The following is a 16,485-nucleotide window of genomic DNA, read 5'->3' as shown; positions in this document are numbered from 1 at the left end:
AGTTTTATGGCGGACAAAGAGCTCAAGTTTTTGGTTGTGGATGACTTTTCCACCATGCGTCGCATCGTGCGCAACCTGCTGAAAGAGCTGGGTTTTAATAACGTAGAAGAAGCAGAAGACGGCGTTGATGCGCTGAACAAACTGAATGCCGGCGGCTTTGGTTTTGTTATTTCTGACTGGAACATGCCGAACATGGATGGTCTGGAACTGCTGAAAACCATTCGTGCGAATGCTGCGATGGCCTCTATGCCTGTGTTGATGGTGACGGCTGAAGCGAAGAAAGAGAACATCATTGCTGCGGCACAGGCTGGCGCAAGCGGATATGTGGTGAAGCCATTCACCGCGGCAACCCTGGAAGAAAAACTCGGTAAGATCTTCGAGAAACTCGGCATGTGAGGTACGGGAGATGATGCAGCCTTCGATTAAACCCACGGATGAGCATTCACCCGGCGACATAATTGCCCGCATCGGCAGCCTGACGCGTATGTTGCGCGACAGCCTGCGTGAGCTGGGTCTGGATCAGGCGATTGCGGAAGCGGCGGAAGCGATTCCCGATGCCCGCGACCGTCTGGATTATGTTGTACAGATGACTGCCCAGGCGGCAGAGCGTGCGCTGAACAGTGTTGAAGCGTCGCAGCCGCATCAGGACGAGATGGAAAAGGGCGCAAAAGCGCTGACCAAACGCTGGGACGACTGGTTCGAAAATCCGATCGAACTCTCCGACGCCCGCGAACTGGTGACCGATACTCGTCACTACCTGAAAGCGGTGCCGGACCATACCAGCTTCACTAACGCCCAGCTGCTGGACATCATGATGGCGCAGGATTTCCAGGACCTTACTGGTCAGGTGATCAAGCGCATGATGGATGTGATCCAGGAGATTGAGCGTCAGTTGTTAATGGTGCTGCTGGAGAACATGCCGGAACCTTCCGCACGTCCACAACGCGAAAACGAAAGCCTGCTGAATGGCCCCCAGCTCGACACCACCAAAGCCGGTGTCGTGGCAAGCCAGGATCAGGTGGACGACCTGCTGGACAGCTTAGGGTTCTGATAACCTGCGTTTTGCTGGCATTGCCGGGTGGCGCTGCGCTAACCCGGCCTACAAAACCTGCAATATCATCATATTGTGCGGTCCCGGTAGGCCTGTGCAAGCGAAGCGCCGCCAGGCAAAAACGCCACCTGTAAAGGTGGCGTTTTTTTCCCTCGTTTTCCCTGTCGCAACCGAAAGCCCTAAATCAGCCCTTTTCACGCCCCTAATTAACGCATTGGTCAGGCGCGGCTTTGGCATCATATCGTCCAGACCTCTACCTGCGAGATGCTTGCCGTGGCAGAAGACAGCGACGACAAAACAGAAGCCCCCACACCCCACCGACTTGAAAAAGCGCGTGAGGACGGGCAAATACCCCGATCCCGAGAACTCACCTCGCTGCTGATTTTATTGGTTGGCGTGTGCATTATCTGGATAGGCGGGGAGTCCCTTGCCCGCAGACTGGCCGGCATGCTCTCGGCCGGGCTGCGCTTCGATCACAGCATGGTCAACGACCCTAACCTGATCCTCAGCCAGATTATCCTGCTGATCAAAAGCGCGATGATCGCGCTGCTGCCGTTAATCACCGGCGTGGTGCTGGTGGCTATCGTATCGCCGGTGATGCTGGGCGGGCTGGTGTTCAGCGGGAAATCGCTGCAGTTCAAATTCTCCAAGCTGAACCCCTTGCCCGGCATCGCGAGAATGTTCTCCGCGCAGACTGGCGCCGAACTGCTGAAAGCGTTGATGAAAGCGACGCTGATGGGCAGCGTGGCGGGATTTTTTATCTGGCATAACTGGCCGGAGATGATGCGCCTGATCAGCGAGTCGCCGTTTACCGCCATGCGCAACGCGCTCAATCTGGTGGGGCTCTGTTCGCTGCTGGTGGTGCTCTCGATTATCCCGATGGTTGGATTTGACGTCTTCTTCCAGATCTACAGCCACATTAAAAAACTGCGCATGTCCCGCCAGGACATCCGGGATGAACATAAGCAGATGGAAGGCGACCCGCACGTTAAAGGGCGTATCCGCCAGATGCAGCGTGCTGCCGCACGTCGCCGGATGATGGAAGATGTACCGAGAGCGGATGTGATTGTCACCAACCCAACCCACTACTCCGTTGCGCTGCAATATGACGAAGACAAAATGAGCGCGCCTAAAGTGGTGGCGAAAGGGGCGGGGCTTATCGCGCTGCGCATCCGTGAAATTGGTAATGAAAACCGTATCCCGATGCTGGAAGCGCCGCCACTGGCGCGTGCGCTCTACCGGCATGCGGAAATAGGACAGCAGATCCCGGGCCAGCTCTATGCCGCTGTGGCGGAAGTGCTGGCGTGGGTATGGCAATTGAAGCGCTGGCGTCTGGCCGGTGGTCAACGGCCTGTTAAACCTGAGAATCTCCCGGTGCCTGCCGCGCTGGATTTTATGAACGAGAAGGACTCTGATGGCTAATCTGGTGGCAATGTTGCGCCTCCCCGGCAACCTGAAATCGACTCAATGGCAGATCCTTGCCGGGCCGATCCTCATCCTGCTAATCCTGTCGATGATGGTGTTGCCGCTGCCGGCATTCATCCTCGACCTGCTTTTCACATTCAATATTGCGCTCTCCATTATGGTGCTGCTGGTGGCGATGTTCACCCAGCGCACCCTGGAGTTCGCCGCGTTTCCGACCATCCTGCTCTTCACTACGCTGCTGCGTCTGGCGCTGAACGTGGCCTCCACCCGTATCATTCTGATGGAAGGACATACCGGCGGCGCGGCGGCAGGTAAGGTGGTTGAGGCCTTTGGCCACTTCCTGGTCGGCGGTAACTTCGCCATCGGGATCGTGGTGTTTATCATCCTCGTGATCATCAACTTCATGGTTATCACCAAAGGTGCGGGGCGTATCGCAGAAGTGGGCGCACGTTTCGTCCTGGACGGGATGCCGGGTAAACAGATGGCGATTGACGCCGATCTTAACGCCGGTCTGATTGGCGAAGATGAAGCGAAAAAACGCCGTGCCGAAGTGACCCAGGAGGCTGACTTCTACGGCTCGATGGACGGTGCGAGTAAGTTCGTTCGCGGCGATGCCATCGCCGGTATTCTGATCATGGTCATCAACGTGGTCGGCGGCCTGCTGGTTGGGGTACTGCAACACGGGATGGACATGGGCCATGCGGCAGAAAGTTATACGTTGCTGACCATCGGTGACGGGCTGGTCGCCCAGATCCCGGCGCTGGTGATCTCCACTGCAGCCGGCGTGATCGTAACCCGCGTCGCCACCGATCAGGATGTCGGCGAGCAGATGGTCGGGCAGCTGTTCAACAACCCGAACGTGCTGATGCTCTCTGCTGCGGTACTGGGGCTGCTGGGCCTGGTGCCGGGCATGCCGAACTTCGTCTTCCTGCTGTTTACCGGCGCGCTGCTGGGGCTGGCCTGGTGGCTGCGCGGGCGCGAATCTAAACCGAAGGCTGAACCTGCACCCGTTAAAATGCCGGAAAACACCCAGGCGGTGGAAGCCACGTGGAATGACGTCCAGCTGGAAGATTCGCTGGGGATGGAAGTCGGCTACCGCCTGATCCCGATGGTCGATTCCCAACAGGATGGCGAACTGCTGGGACGTATCCGCAGTATCCGTAAAAAGTTTGCCCAGGACATGGGCTTCCTGCCGCCGGTGGTGCATATCCGCGACAACATGGATCTGCCCCCTGCGCGCTATCGCATCCTGATGAAAGGGGTGGAGATCGGCAGCGGAGACGCCTATCCGGGGCGCTGGCTGGCCATTAACCCTGGCACCGCAGCGGGTACGCTGCCGGGCGAACAAACCATCGATCCGGCCTTTGGCCTGGCCGCCATCTGGATCGAAAGTGCCCTGAAAGAGCAGGCACAGATCCAGGGCTATACCGTGGTGGAAGCCAGTACCGTCGTGGCAACTCACCTTAACCACCTGATTGGTCAGTTCTCCGCAGAGCTGTTCGGCCGCCAGGAGGCGCAGCAGCTGCTGGATCGCGTCACTCAGGAGATGCCGAAGCTCACCGAAGATCTGGTGCCGGGTGTCCTGACCCTGACCACGCTGCACAAGGTGCTACAGAACCTGCTCGACGAGAAGGTGCCGATCCGCGATATGCGCACCATTCTGGAGACTCTGGCCGAGCATGCACCGCTGCAGAACGATCCGCACGAGCTGACGGCGGTGGTGCGCGTGGCGTTAGGCCGCGCCATCACCCAGCAGTGGTTCCCGGGTACCGGCGAGGTGCAGGTGATTGGGCTCGACACGCCGCTTGAGCGTCTGCTGCTGCAGGCGTTGCAGGGCGGCGGCGGGCTGGAGCCGGGGCTGGCGGATCGTCTGCTGGCGCAAACCCAGGAGGCGTTGCAGCGTCAGGAGATGCTGGGGGCACCGCCGGTGCTGCTGGTGAATCATGCCCTGCGTCCGCTGCTCTCGCGCTTCCTGCGCCGCAGCCTGTCGCAGCTGGTCGTGCTGTCGAATATGGAGCTGTCGGACAACCGCCATATCCGCATGACCGCCACCATCGGAGGCCAATAATGCGTAAATTACTCTGGTTACTGGCCCTGCCGCTGATGGCGCAGGCCGCAGGGGAGGGGGCATGGCAGGCCAGCAGTATCGGCCTGACCCTTACCCACCGTGGCGTGGCGGCTTCGTCACGCCCGCTGTCGGCGCAGCAGCCGGTATCGGGCCTGATGACTCTGGTGGCCTGGCGCTATGAGCTCAACGGCCCGATCCCCGCCGGGCTGCGGGTGCGGCTCTGTTCCCAGACGCGCTGTACCGAACTGGACGGGGCCAGCGGCACGACCCATGCGTTCAACAACGTGCCCGCCGTTGAGCCGCTGCGCTTTATCTGGGAAGTCCCCGGCGGTGGTCGCCTTATCCCGGCCCTGAAGGTCCAGCGTAACGAAGTGATTGTGAACTACCGCTAACCCTCTGACTCCATTCCGTTCGTCCGAACGGAATGGAGGTGTCGTTCAGCAGGCTTCGTTATTTTTCCTGCTGTTCTTGCCCTGTTAATTTTTCCCTCGCTCTTTTCATTAAGAGAATATCTCTGGAAGTCAATAACCGGAGAATATACTCTACGCGCTGAGATAATGTGATATACATATCAATGATGGAACGCAATAATGCAAAAGGGAGCAGGTATGAAATTGAGCTTTCGGCAAGTATGCCTGTTTTGGGGGGTTATGGATGTTTTATATCTGGCCACCTATGTCTGGAAGAGTAGTACCCAGGGGCGTATTCCTTTCGTTGATGATATTATCAATTTTAGCGCGCTTTATTCAGAACAGGGTGGCAGCTACTGGCTCCTTATTCTCTTTGTTTTGTCAATGATAACAACCCTGTCCATTATTTTTTCTGCCCTGTTTCTCCTTACCGCATGGAATAAGGTCGGCTACCTGGTAGCTGCGCAGACCCCCTTGCGCCTGCTGGTGGTTGTGCCGTCTCTCACCTTTTTACCCTGGATTATGAAATGGATTAATCCGGGGAACGTCGCGGTGTCGCTATTTTTATTGCTGATTTCAGAGGCGCTAAAGGTCAGCTCGGTAATCATCTCAGGAAAATTAAATAAGTAATGCTTTAATCACTCAGGGATAGTGTTTTAAAAGGATGAAGGTATGCATAAAAGTATTAAGGATTGTTATTTCGACGGCTGGAAAAAGGCGTTCGTCTATAAGGGGCGAGCGACAAGAAGAGAGTTTTGGTTATTTATCGTCATTAATGTAGCGATTATTCTCTTTGTTGCCGCACTGAGTTATTTCTTTCTCATAACATTGATTGCTGATCGTACCGGTCGCGGGGGAATGATACTGGTGTGGGCCTGGTTTGTCTGGCTTCCGCTCAGGGCGCTTGCCCCGGTAATCTTGCTCGTACCAGTCGTCTCGCTGGGTATCCGCCGAATGCACGATGCAGGAAAATCGGGGTGGTGGTTTGGCGGGGCGCTACTCTTCATTCTGCTGATCCTGCCGCTCATTCTGACGGGTATTCATCAGGTTATGCTTATCCCGGTAGATAATCACTCTGCAGGGCAGGTGACGGCGTTCATCACTATTACGCTAAATGTATTAGCGGCTATCTCTATTCTCTGGCTTTGCTGCTTACCGACACAACCGTCTGAACAGACCGTTTAGTGATCGCTTTTTCGCCAGTTATCAGGCCATTCTGATGACTGGCTCGCAAAACTGACCCCTCCTTTTGAAGCAAAAGAAACGCTGTTTTATAAAACAGTGACACGCGTAGTAATTCTCTTTGCATTTTTGCCAGTTGCCGCCTGGCGGTGGCAGAAACAGAAAGGTATCCCGTAAGCGATACTCTTACTGTAACCGTCTAGTCACTCCCGTTGGCGTCGCGTTAACCGGGAGTCATCTAAAACTTACAGGGTCGACGGTAATGAAAACACGTAAAATTGGACTCGCGAACTATCTTGCTTACGGATCGGGTGATTTTCTCGGGGCAGGGACCACAGCGCTGACCGCTGCCTGGCTATTATATTTCTACACCACCTTCTGTGGCCTCACGCCGATTGAGGCCACCTTCATCTTTGCGGCGGCAAGGGTTCTGGATGCCGTCGTCAGTCCGCTGATGGGCTTCCTGACCGATAACTTTGGCACCACCTGGCTTGGCAAACGCTTTGGCCGCCGCAAGTTCTTTATTCTGCTCGGCATTCCCTGCGTCTTCAGCTACTCGCTGATGTGGGTCGGCGATATGGGCTTCTGGTACTACCTGCTGACCTATCTGATCTTCGATATCGTCTACACCATGATCCTGGTCCCGTACGAAACGCTGGTGCCGGAGATGACCGACGATTTCAAACAGAAAACCAAGTTCTCCGGCGCGCGTATCTCCATGGCCCAGATGTCAGCGATTCTGGCCTCGTTCCTGCCGGGTATTCTGTTAACCCACTTCGGTAAAGACAACGCCATCTCCTTCTTCTATGCCAGCCTGGTCTTCTCGGTGCTCTGCGCCCTGATGCTGACCTTCGTCTGGTTCTTCACCTGGGAGCGTCCGCGTGAAGAGTGGAGTGAAGCTGCGCTGCGCGCCGAAGAGGAGAAGAAAAAACTGACCCTCGGCCAGAGCCTGAACCGTCTGTTCGTTGAGCTGAGCTCTACCCTGCGGATCAAAATCTTCCGCCAGCACCTGGGGATGTACCTTGGGGGCTACATCGCCCAGGACGTGTTCAACGCCGTCTTTACCTACTACGTGGTCTTTGTGCTGATGCAGGAAGCCTCCATGGCCTCGAATCTGCTGGGCACCATGGCTATCTTCCAGTTCCTGGCCGTTATCGCCATGATTCCGCTCTGCATCCGTTTTGGACCGGCGCCGTCGTACCGCATGGTGGTGGTGCTGTTCGGTCTGGCGTCGCTCTCCTATGCCGGTTTGTATTACGCCGGTATGAGCGACATCTACGCGCTCCTGCTGCTGGTCTCTGCTCTGGCGGGTCTGGGCCGCGGTGGGATCAACTATGTGCCGTGGAACACCTACACCTATATCGCTGACGTAGATGAAGTCATCACCGGCCAGCGCCGCGAGGGGATCTTCGCCGGGATCATGACGCTGACCCGTAAAGCGTCCCAGGCGGGAGCCATCATGCTGGTAGGGATTGTGATGCAGATGTCTGGCTTTGTCAGCGGCCAGAAGGTGCAGCCGGAAGGGGTAAGTCACACCATTCTGATGATCCTGAGCGTGGGCACTATCCTGGTGCTGACCTGCGGTTTCCTGGTGTCATTGCGCTTTAAGCTGAATTTACAGACGCACAGTACGCTGCGTGAAGAGACGGCCAAAATGCGTGAGTCTGGCCGCGCGATGCCCGAGGCTGCCACGCCGCAGGCCCGCGCCACGGTAGAGATACTGGCCGGTATGCCGTACGACTGCCTGTGGGGAAACAACAACATCGGCTATCTGAACCGCAATAAACCCGCTGCACCGTCCCTGAAAGAACGTGCTCCACTGAATTCGACATACAACAGAGGTTAAGATTATGAAGGTTTGGCCTGTCAAACATAGCCCGTTACTGCGTCAGCCAGAGCGTTTTATCGCCAGAGATGAACTGAAAACGCTGATCCAAAACGTGACGCATAACCTGGTGAACATTCACGATAAAACCGGCGAGTTTTTACTGCGGCTGGACGACGGGCGGGTAATCGACACCAAAGGCTGGGCGGGCTGGGAGTGGACCCACGGCGTTGGTCTCTACGGTATCTGGCAATATTACTGCCAGACCGGGGATGAAGCGATGCGCGATATCATCGACAGCTGGTTTGCCGATCGCTTTGCCGAAGGGGCCACCACCAAAAACGTCAACACCATGTCGCCGTTTTTGACCCTCGCGTATCGCTATGAAGAGACGCGCAACCCGGCCTGGCTGCCATGGCTGGAGAGCTGGGCGGAGTGGGCGATGAACGAGATGCCGCGCACCGATCACGGCGGTATGCAGCACATCACCCTGGCGGAGGAGAACCACCAGCAGATGTGGGACGACACCCTGATGATGACCGTCCTGCCGCTGGCGAAGATTGGTAAACTGCTCAATAAACCCGAATATGTGGAGGAGGCGGTCTATCAGTTCCTGCTGCATGTGCAGAATCTGATGGATCGGGAGACCGGGCTCTGGTTCCACGGGTGGAACTACGACGGCCACCACAACTTTGCCAACGCCCGCTGGGCGCGCGGCAACAGCTGGCTGACGATCGTTATTCCTGATTTCCTTGAGCTGGTGGAACTGCCGGAGAACAACGCCGTGCGCCGCTATCTGGTGCAGGTGCTGAACGCGCAGATTGCCGCCCTGGCGAAGTGTCAGGATGAGAGCGGCCTGTGGCATACATTGCTCGACGATCCCAACTCCTATCTGGAGGCCTCGGCCACCGCCGGGTTCAGCTACGGGATCCTGAAGGCGGTACGCAAGCGCTATGTGGGGGCCGAATATGCGGAGGTGGCGGAGAGAGCCATTCGCGGGATCGTGAAGAACATCTCCCCGGAAGGTGAACTGCTGCAAACCTCGTTCGGTACCGGAATGGGCAGCGATCTGGAGTTCTATCGCCAGATCCCGTTGACCTCAATGCCGTATGGTCAGGCGATGGCAATCCTCTGTCTGACGGAGTATCTGCGCAAGTATTTTTGACCACTGCACTCCCCGGTGGCGCTACGCTTACCGGGGCTACAAACACAAAACCCGGCTTGCGCCGGGTTTTGTGTTATTTCGATAACCGGTTGAAGCGCCATCAGGCGTTAACCGGGCACCGATGTTACATACGCTCTACGGTTTCGATACCCAGGGTATCCAGACCCAGCTTCAGGGTCTTCGCCGTCAGCTGCGCCAGTTTCAGGCGGCTGTTGCGTACCGCTTCGCTCTCGGCAGAGAGGATAGGGCAGTGCTCGTAGAAGCCGGAGAACAGGCCCGCCAGATCGTACAGGTAGGCACACATCACGTGCGGGGTGCCGTCGCGGGCGACCACGGAGAGCGTCTCTTCAAACTGCAGCAGGCGCGCCGCCAGCTGCGCTTCGCGATCTTCGCTGATGGTCACCTGAGCCTGTACCAGCACGCTTTCGTCGATCTCAGCCTTACGGAAGACAGACAGCACGCGAGTGTAGGCATACTGCATGTACGGCGCGGTGTTACCTTCGAACGCCAGCATGTTATCCCAGTCGAAAACGTAGTCGGTGGTCCGGTTCTTGGAGAGATCCGCGTATTTCACCGCACCGATGCCGACGGCGTTGGCCAGTTTTTCCAGCTCATCGGCAGGCATATCCGGGTTTTTCTCCGCCACCAGACGGCGGGCACGCTCCAGCGCCTCGTCCAGCAGATCCGCCAGCTTCACGGTGCCGCCCGCACGGGTTTTAAACGGCTTGCCGTCTTTACCCAGCATCATGCCGAACATGTGGTGCTCCAGCGGTACGGAGTCCGGTACATAGCCCGCTTTACGCACGATGGTCCATGCCTGCATCAGGTGCTGGTGCTGACGGGAGTCAATGTAATAGAGGACGCGATCCGCATGCAGGGTTTCGTAGCGGTATTTCGCGCAGGCGATATCGGTGGTGGTGTAGAGGAAGCCGCCATCCTTTTTCTGGATGATGACGCCCATCGGTTCGCCTTCCTTGTTTTTGTACTCATCAAGGAACACCACCGTCGCGCCTTCGCTTTCGACCGCCAGGCCTTTGGCCTTCAGATCGGCCACGATACCGGCCAGCATTGAGTTATAAAGGCTTTCACCCATCACGTCCTTACGGGTCAGGGTGACGTTCAGGCGGTCATAGGTGATCTGGTTCTGGGACATGGTGATGTCCACCAGCTTGCGCCACATCTCAAGGAAGTACGCATCGCCACCCTGCAGTTTCACTACGTAGCTACGGGCGCGCTCGGCAAAGGCTTCATCTTCGTCGTAGTGCTTTTTCGCATCGCGGTAGAAGCCTTCGAGGTCCGCCAGGGCCATTTCACCGGCATTTTCCTGCTGCTGCTTTTCCAGCCAGGCGATCAGCATCCCGAACTGGGTGCCCCAGTCGCCGACATGGTTCGCGCGGATCACGTTGTGGCCGAGGAACTCCAGGGTGCGTACCGCGGCATCACCGATGATGGTGGAGCGCAGATGGCCGACGTGCATCTCTTTCGCCACGTTCGGGGCAGAGTAGTCAACGACGATGGTCTGAGGCTGCGGCTGCGCCACACCCAGACGATCGGACTGCAACGCGGCATCGACGTTCTGCGCCAGGAAGGCAGGATCGAGGAAAATGTTGATAAAGCCCGGTCCGGCGATTTCGGTTTTGCTGGCAATACCGCTGAGATCCAGATGGGACAGAACCTGCTCTGCGAGTTGTCGTGGCGCCATGCCCAGTTTTTTCGCTACGGCCATCACGCCATTGGCCTGATAGTCGCCAAACTGTACTTTCGCGGACTGACGAACCTGCGGTTCACAGTCTGCAGGTGCGCCTGCAGCAATCAGTGCCTGACTGACTTTTTCTGAGAGAAGAGCCTGAATATTCACCGGGATACCTTACATTTTTGACGCGCGCATCACGTTGCCGCGCCCGTTAACGAATTTAGGCCGGGAGTATACTGCAATTGCCCGTTGCCGTCAGCACTGGCTCAAAACAGCGGTTGGTCGCAGGCCAGCAACAGAGTAAATTAACGCTTTTGCATGACGATAAGAGTACTGATGATGGCGAACTGGCAATCTATTGACGACCTGCAGGACATTGCAGCCGATTTAACGCGTTTCACTAACGCCTTTGCGGCGCTTTCCGCCCGCCTGGGTCTGGATATCGCTCCGCTCGCGGCGGACCACATCTCCCTGCGCTGCCATCAGAATGCCACTGCGGAGCGCTGGCGGCGCGGGTTTGAGCAGTGCGGCGAACTGCTCTCGGAAAACATCATCAATGGTCGTCCTATCTGTCTCTTTAAGCTGCATGAACCCGTCTGCGTCGCCCACTGGCGCTTTACGGTGGTTGAACTGCCGTGGCCGGGTGAAAAACGCTACCCCCACGAAGGCTGGGAGCATATCGAGATTGTCCTGCCCGGCGACCCGGAAACCCTGAATGCCCGCGCCCTGGCGCTGCTCTCTGATGAGGGCTTAAGTCAGCCGGGCATTTTTGTGAAAACCAGCTCGCCAAAAGGGGAGCGCGAGCGCCTGCCAAATCCGACCCTGGCGGTTACCGACGGCAGCGTGACGGTGAAGTTTCACCCCTGGACAATCGAAGAGATTGTCGCCAGTGAACAATAAAGCGAAAGAGTTGTGAGGTGACGCTGTGTCGCGGGGAAGGCGGCATGGCATGATGCAAAACCCAACAGGCTATAAGGAGGCTTCGTGGCATTGCTGGAGATCTGTTGTTACAGCATGGAGTGCGCCGTGACCGCACAGGCGCATGGCGCCGATCGCATCGAACTCTGTGCCGCCCCGAAAGAGGGCGGGCTGACCCCCTCTTATGGGGTGCTGAAATCGGTGCGTCAGGCGGTGACCATTCCGGTTCACCCGATTATTCGCCCCCGCGGCGGGGACTTTTGCTACAGCAGCGGCGAATTTAACGCCATGCTGGAGGATATCGCCCTCGTCAAGGAGCTGGGTTTTCCGGGGCTGGTGACCGGTCTGCTCGATGAGGATGGTCATATCGATATGCCGCGCATGCGCCAGATTATGGCCGCCGCAGAGGGGATGGCGATAACTTTTCATCGCGCCTTCGATATGTGCGTAAACCCACGGCAAGCCTTTGAAAACCTCGCGGAACTGGGGGTTGCGCGCGTGCTGACTTCGGGTCAACACGCCTCCGCAGAAAAAGGTATTTCATTAATTAAGGAACTAAAAGCGCAATCAGGTGTTCCAATAATAATGGCGGGTGCTGGCGTTCGCGCCGCCAATCTGCAGACGTTTTTACAGGCAGGGGTGGAAGAGTTGCACAGCTCGGCAGGCAAGTGGTTGCCGTCACCCATGCGCTATCGCAACACCGGCTTGTCGATGTCGACGGATGCCGACGCGGATGAATATTCCCGCTACGGCGTCGAGGGAGAGTCGGTTGCAGAGATGAAGGCGATAATTGAAAGGTATTGTCGCTAAAACAGTTTTTACCGCGCATCATGTCGCCCAATATGATGCTTGTTTGTACCAGGCCCCTGCAAATTCAACAGGGGTCTTTTTTTATGCATTTTCCGGCGACACGGCACCGTTTTTGTAGGCCGGGTAAGGCGAAGCCGCCACCCGGCAAAAATCACGGCTTAGTGGCAATCAACACCGCGCGGACCGGGGCTGGATAACCTTCAATCGTTTTGCTGCTGTCATTCGGATCGAGGAACTCGGCCAGAGATTCGGTGGTCATCCACTCGGTACGGCGCTGTTCGTCGGTAGTGGTAGGGCAGACATCCGCGATGCGGATATCGACAAAACCGCACTTCGCCAGCCAGTTTTTCAGCGCCAGCGCCGACGGAATAAAGTAGACGTTACGCATCTGGGCATAGCGATCCCCTGGCACCAGCACGGTGTTCTCATCCCCTTCCACCACCAGCGTCTCCAGCACCAGCTCACCGCCGTTGACCAGCTGATCTTTCAGCTGCCAGAGGTGTTCCAGCGGGGAGCGGCGATGGTAGAGCACGCCCATCGAGAAGACGGTGTCGAACGCCGCCAGCGCCGGGAGTTGCTCAATCCCCAGCGGCAGCAGGTGCGCGCGCTGGTCGTTGCCCAGCAGTTTGCGCACCGCTTCGAACTGGCAGAGGAACAGCTGGGTCGGGTCGATGCCTACCGCCAGATGGGCGCCTGCGCCAATCATACGCCACATGTGATAGCCGCTGCCGCAGCCGACATCCAGAATGGTGCGTCCGGTTAAATCAGAGAGGTGCGGCAGCACGCGCTCCCACTTCCAGTCTGAACGCCATTCGGTGTCAATCTGCATGCCGTAGAGAGAAAACGGCCCTTTGCGCCAAGGCATCAGGTTGCGCATCAGGTTTTCGAGACGCAGCATCTGGCCTTCGCTCAGCGGCTGTTCGCTCTCGGCGGTAACGCTGTGCAGCAGGTCGAGCTTATAGGGCGTCATTTCTGGCAGAAATTCCACCGCATTTTTCCACTGCTTAAACTGGCCGTGCAGGGATTCACGCTGCCAGGCGGCGATCTGCGCGGGCAGGGTTTCCAGCCAGTGGGAGAGGTGGTTTTTGGCAATCAGCTGATAAAAGTTACCGAAATCAATCATGCGTTACCGCCTTTCAGCGCCACCAGTGAGCCAAAGTTGAAGCACTGGAACCACAGCTCGCTGTGCGCGAATCCGGCTTTGTGCAGACGGGCTTTGTGGGTTTCAACCGAATCGGTCAGCATCACATTTTCCAGCATGCTGCGCTTCTGGCTGATCTCCAGCTCGCTGTAGCCGTTGGCACGTTTGAAATCGTGGTGCATGTTGAACAGCAGTTCGCCGACGGTGGCATCTTCGAAACTGAATTTTTCCGAAAGCACCAGAGCGCCGCCAGGGTTCAGCCCCTGATAAATTTTGTCCAGCAACAGCTGACGGTCTTCGGGCACCAGGAATTGCAGGGTAAAATTCAGCACCACCATCGAGGCGTTTTTAATCTCGATATGGCGAATATCGCCTTCGACCACTTCTACCGGGGTCGGGGCTTTCCAGGCGTCAATATGGCGGCGGCAGCGTTCGACCATGGCCGGTGAGTTGTCCACAGCGATAATTTTGCAACCGTCGTGCTTAATATTACGACGAACCGACAGCGTGGCTGCGCCCAGCGAACATCCCAGATCGTAGACCTGCGTGTCCGGCTGAACAAAACGTTCCGCCAGCATGCCGATCATGGAGATGATATTAGAGTAGCCGGGGACCGAGCGCTGGATCATATCCGGGAAGACTTCAGCCACCCGTTCATCAAAGGTCCAGTCGCCCAGACTGGCGATAGGCGCAGAAAAAAGCGTGTCGCGATCTGACATAACGTAAAAATCCGGGATAAATAAAGGGGCGTATTGTGCGCTAATGCAGGGAGAAAACCAACTCCCAGGGCATATACCACAGGTTAGCCAGCACCATTAGCACAAGCGAACACCAGGTCGCGCTCATGCCGGAGCGGCGCCAGCGGAACAGACGCTGATGGAGACCATAGTAGTGCATCAGGCGCCCAAGGATCAGCAGCAGGCCGCAGACGTGCACCATCCAGGTCTCTGCGCCATTCATTTCCATAAATAACAGCAAGATCAGTGCCGCCGGGAGATATTCCACCGCATTGCCATGAATGCGGATTGCGGTTTGCAACTCAGAGAAACCTCCGTCGCCATAAGAGACGCGGTACAACATCCGCAGGCGCGCAATATCGAACGAAAACTTGATTAACAGCAACGCACCCAGTACCGCATACAGCGCGCAAACCATACAAACTCCCTGTTTTTTGGCAGATGGCACTTCTATGATAGGGGGTGAGCTCAGAAAAGAGAAGATTGTTGCGGGATTGTGGGAGCGTCGCCAATGGACGGCGCCACGGTCTGCAAGGCGTGCCAGAGAGCATCGACCAGTTGCGGCGCCTGGGCGATATCAGGGGTATGCAAAAAAAGATACGGCGTGGCGGTCTGTTCCCACTTCGCCAGGGTCTGTAACCAGACAGCAAACAGCGCCTGGTTTTGCGGCATGTTGTCGCTGCCGATAAAACGCACCATTGGATTGCTGGCGGTCATTACCGCATGAACTGGTACCTTCGGTTTTTTACGCTGAGCGTCGATGATGGCCTCGTTGTGCGGCACGGCGGCGTGAACCGGGCGGCTGTCGAGAATGGTGCGATTGACGCCGCGCTCATGCAGACCGCGGTTAAGCGCTTTCTCCGCCTCGCCTTTCATGAAGAACTCAGGATGACGAACCTCAACGCCATAAGTGAACTCCCGGGGCAGGGCATCAAGAAACTGCCATAGCGCGGGCAGATCGCGTGGGCCAAAGGTGGCGGGGAGCTGTACCCAGTACTGGCCGATGCGGTTGGCCAGCGGCGACAGGCGGGTAAAAAATTCTGCGGTTAAATCGTCACAGTTACGCAGCGCAGCCTGATGGGAGATGGTGGCCGGGAATTTAAAGCAGAAACGAAAGTCGTCGCTGGTCTGCTCTCGCCAGCGCGCCACCACTTCAGGTTTAGGCAGGGCATAGAGCGTGGTGTTACCCTCCACACAATTAAAGTGGCGGGCGTACTCTTCAAGACCCGTTATGCCCAGCCGCACCCATTTCGGGTGCGACCATTGGGGTAACCCCAGATAGATCATAGTGCGTTGATTATCTCTTCGGTGCTGCGTACCCGGCCAATACGCGGGAAGATATTCGTCATACTGCCGAGGTGCTGCTCGGCCGAGGCTGCGCTGCAGGCATCTTCGGCAATCACCAGGTTAAAGCCCAGCTCCCAGGCGTTGCGGGCGGTGGATTCGACGCCAATATTGGTGGAGATCCCACACAGAATGATCGTATCGATGCCGCGACGACGCAGCTGTAACTCAAGATCGGTGCCGTAAAACGCGCCCCACTGGCGCTTGGTCACTTCGATATCGCTCTCTTGCTTACCCAGTGACAGCGGGTAGTCCCACCAGTTTTCCGGCAGAGCATGGGCAGGGGCTTGTGCATCTACCGGCTGCTTCAGCGCCTCGGCGAAATCAGCGGACCAGCCCACGCGGACCATCACCACCGGCGAGCCGCTGGTGCGGCATTTTTCCGCCAGACGTGCACTGCGGCTGACCACATCCTGAGCGGTATGCGGGCCACCGGCAAAGGGCAGGATCCCTTCCTGTAAATCAATCACCACAAGGGCGGTACGGGCAGCGTCGAGTGTGAACATGGTTTTTCCTGTTAAATAGTGAGCCATGCTAATACCTTACGCTGAGCCAGCCTGTTCCAGGTCTGATATTTTTGTTAAATTTTGTGAGAATATGCAAGATGCGAGCAGCAAACGCGCGCATGGCGCGCTTCTCTCTTATCGTCTGGCGGAATTTCCAGTATAATAGCCGCCTTTTTTCATCCAGTTTGACATACAAAAAGCTGCGACATA

The 16,485-nt window shown here is 56.9% G+C and carries 17 protein-coding genes; 11 read left to right on the top strand and 6 right to left on the bottom strand.

What is annotated here, in order from left to right; genetic code table 11:
* Positions 1-6 precede the first annotated feature (6 nt).
* The 9 genes from cheY to GNG26_RS13830 all read left to right on the top strand — a co-directional run bounded on the left by cheY (position 7) and on the right by GNG26_RS13830 (position 9,126).
* Complete coding sequence (gene cheY, locus GNG26_RS13870) at positions 7-396, top strand: chemotaxis response regulator CheY (RefSeq protein ID WP_032611971.1); 390 nt, start codon at positions 7-9, stop codon at positions 394-396.
* Positions 397-406: 10 nt separating this feature from the next.
* Positions 407-1,051, top strand: a complete 645-nt coding sequence (cheZ, locus tag GNG26_RS13865) for a protein phosphatase CheZ (protein ID WP_103822399.1) — start codon at positions 407-409, stop codon at positions 1,049-1,051.
* 273 nt (positions 1,052-1,324) lie between these two features.
* Complete coding sequence (flhB, locus tag GNG26_RS13860) at positions 1,325-2,473, top strand: flagellar biosynthesis protein FlhB (protein ID WP_156239153.1); 1,149 nt, start codon at positions 1,325-1,327, stop codon at positions 2,471-2,473.
* The gene (gene flhA / locus GNG26_RS13855; protein ID WP_156239151.1) at positions 2,466-4,544 is read left to right on the top strand and encodes a flagellar biosynthesis protein FlhA; all 2,079 of its coding nucleotides are present in this window, start codon (positions 2,466-2,468) and stop codon (positions 4,542-4,544) included. Before flhB ends, flhA begins: the two co-directional genes overlap by 8 nt.
* Positions 4,544-4,936: a flagellar protein FlhE gene (locus GNG26_RS13850; RefSeq protein ID WP_114386387.1), complete on the top strand. Its 393-nt coding sequence runs from the start codon at positions 4,544-4,546 to the stop codon at positions 4,934-4,936. The genes flhA and GNG26_RS13850 overlap by 1 nt, the downstream gene beginning before the upstream one ends.
* A 198-nt stretch (positions 4,937-5,134) precedes the next feature.
* Entirely contained in the window at positions 5,135-5,584 is a 450-nt protein-coding gene (locus tag GNG26_RS13845) for a hypothetical protein (RefSeq protein ID WP_156239149.1), read from the top strand.
* Between the two features lie 42 nt (positions 5,585-5,626).
* On the top strand, positions 5,627-6,139 hold the full coding sequence (locus GNG26_RS13840) for a DUF805 domain-containing protein (RefSeq protein WP_156239147.1): 513 nt from the start codon (positions 5,627-5,629) through the stop codon (positions 6,137-6,139).
* 259 nt (positions 6,140-6,398) lie between these two features.
* Positions 6,399-7,982, top strand: a complete 1,584-nt coding sequence (locus GNG26_RS13835) for an MFS transporter (protein ID WP_156239145.1) — start codon at positions 6,399-6,401, stop codon at positions 7,980-7,982.
* 4 nt (positions 7,983-7,986) lie between these two features.
* On the top strand, positions 7,987-9,126 hold the full coding sequence (locus tag GNG26_RS13830) for a glycoside hydrolase family 105 protein (RefSeq protein WP_156239143.1): 1,140 nt from the start codon (positions 7,987-7,989) through the stop codon (positions 9,124-9,126).
* Between the two features lie 124 nt (positions 9,127-9,250).
* Here the strand turns inward: GNG26_RS13830 and argS are convergent, their stop codons facing one another.
* Complete coding sequence (gene argS / locus GNG26_RS13825) at positions 9,251-10,984, bottom strand: arginine--tRNA ligase (RefSeq protein ID WP_156239141.1); 1,734 nt, start codon at positions 10,982-10,984, stop codon at positions 9,251-9,253.
* Positions 10,985-11,158: 174 nt separating this feature from the next.
* Between argS and GNG26_RS13820 the strand changes: the two genes are divergently transcribed.
* Positions 11,159-11,719: a VOC family protein gene (locus tag GNG26_RS13820; RefSeq protein ID WP_156240194.1), complete on the top strand. Its 561-nt coding sequence runs from the start codon at positions 11,159-11,161 to the stop codon at positions 11,717-11,719.
* A gap of 84 nt (positions 11,720-11,803) precedes the next feature.
* Positions 11,804-12,547, top strand: a complete 744-nt coding sequence (cutC, locus tag GNG26_RS13815; protein ID WP_156239139.1) for a copper homeostasis protein CutC — start codon at positions 11,804-11,806, stop codon at positions 12,545-12,547.
* A gap of 151 nt (positions 12,548-12,698) precedes the next feature.
* On the opposite strand, the gene cmoB is transcribed toward cutC, so the two are convergent.
* Genes cmoB through GNG26_RS13790 form a run of 5 tightly spaced genes read right to left on the bottom strand, consistent with a single transcriptional unit; the run spans position 12,699 to position 16,275 of the window.
* Positions 12,699-13,670, bottom strand: coding sequence for a tRNA 5-methoxyuridine(34)/uridine 5-oxyacetic acid(34) synthase CmoB (gene cmoB / locus GNG26_RS13810; RefSeq protein ID WP_103822389.1), 972 nt, complete (start codon positions 13,668-13,670; stop codon positions 12,699-12,701).
* Positions 13,667-14,407 (bottom strand): carboxy-S-adenosyl-L-methionine synthase CmoA, encoded by a 741-nt coding sequence (gene cmoA / locus GNG26_RS13805; protein WP_103822388.1) that lies wholly within the window; start codon positions 14,405-14,407, stop codon positions 13,667-13,669. Before cmoA ends, cmoB begins: the two co-directional genes overlap by 4 nt.
* 40 nt (positions 14,408-14,447) lie before the next feature.
* Complete coding sequence (locus GNG26_RS13800; protein ID WP_103180070.1) at positions 14,448-14,843, bottom strand: MAPEG family protein; 396 nt, start codon at positions 14,841-14,843, stop codon at positions 14,448-14,450.
* 50 nt (positions 14,844-14,893) lie between these two features.
* Complete coding sequence (locus GNG26_RS13795; RefSeq protein ID WP_156239137.1) at positions 14,894-15,712, bottom strand: DUF72 domain-containing protein; 819 nt, start codon at positions 15,710-15,712, stop codon at positions 14,894-14,896.
* Positions 15,709-16,275 carry a hydrolase gene (locus GNG26_RS13790; RefSeq protein WP_103822386.1) on the bottom strand — a complete coding sequence of 189 codons (567 nt, stop codon included), beginning with the start codon at positions 16,273-16,275 and terminating at the stop codon, positions 15,709-15,711. The genes GNG26_RS13795 and GNG26_RS13790 overlap by 4 nt, the downstream gene beginning before the upstream one ends.
* Positions 16,276-16,485: the final 210 nt, after the last annotated feature.

This window comes from Leclercia sp. J807, from assembly GCF_009734465.1.
Lineage (GTDB): Bacteria > Pseudomonadota > Gammaproteobacteria > Enterobacterales > Enterobacteriaceae > Enterobacter.
The sequence above is the reverse complement of the archived record's forward strand: the minus strand, read 5'-3'. Positions and strand labels throughout refer to the sequence as shown.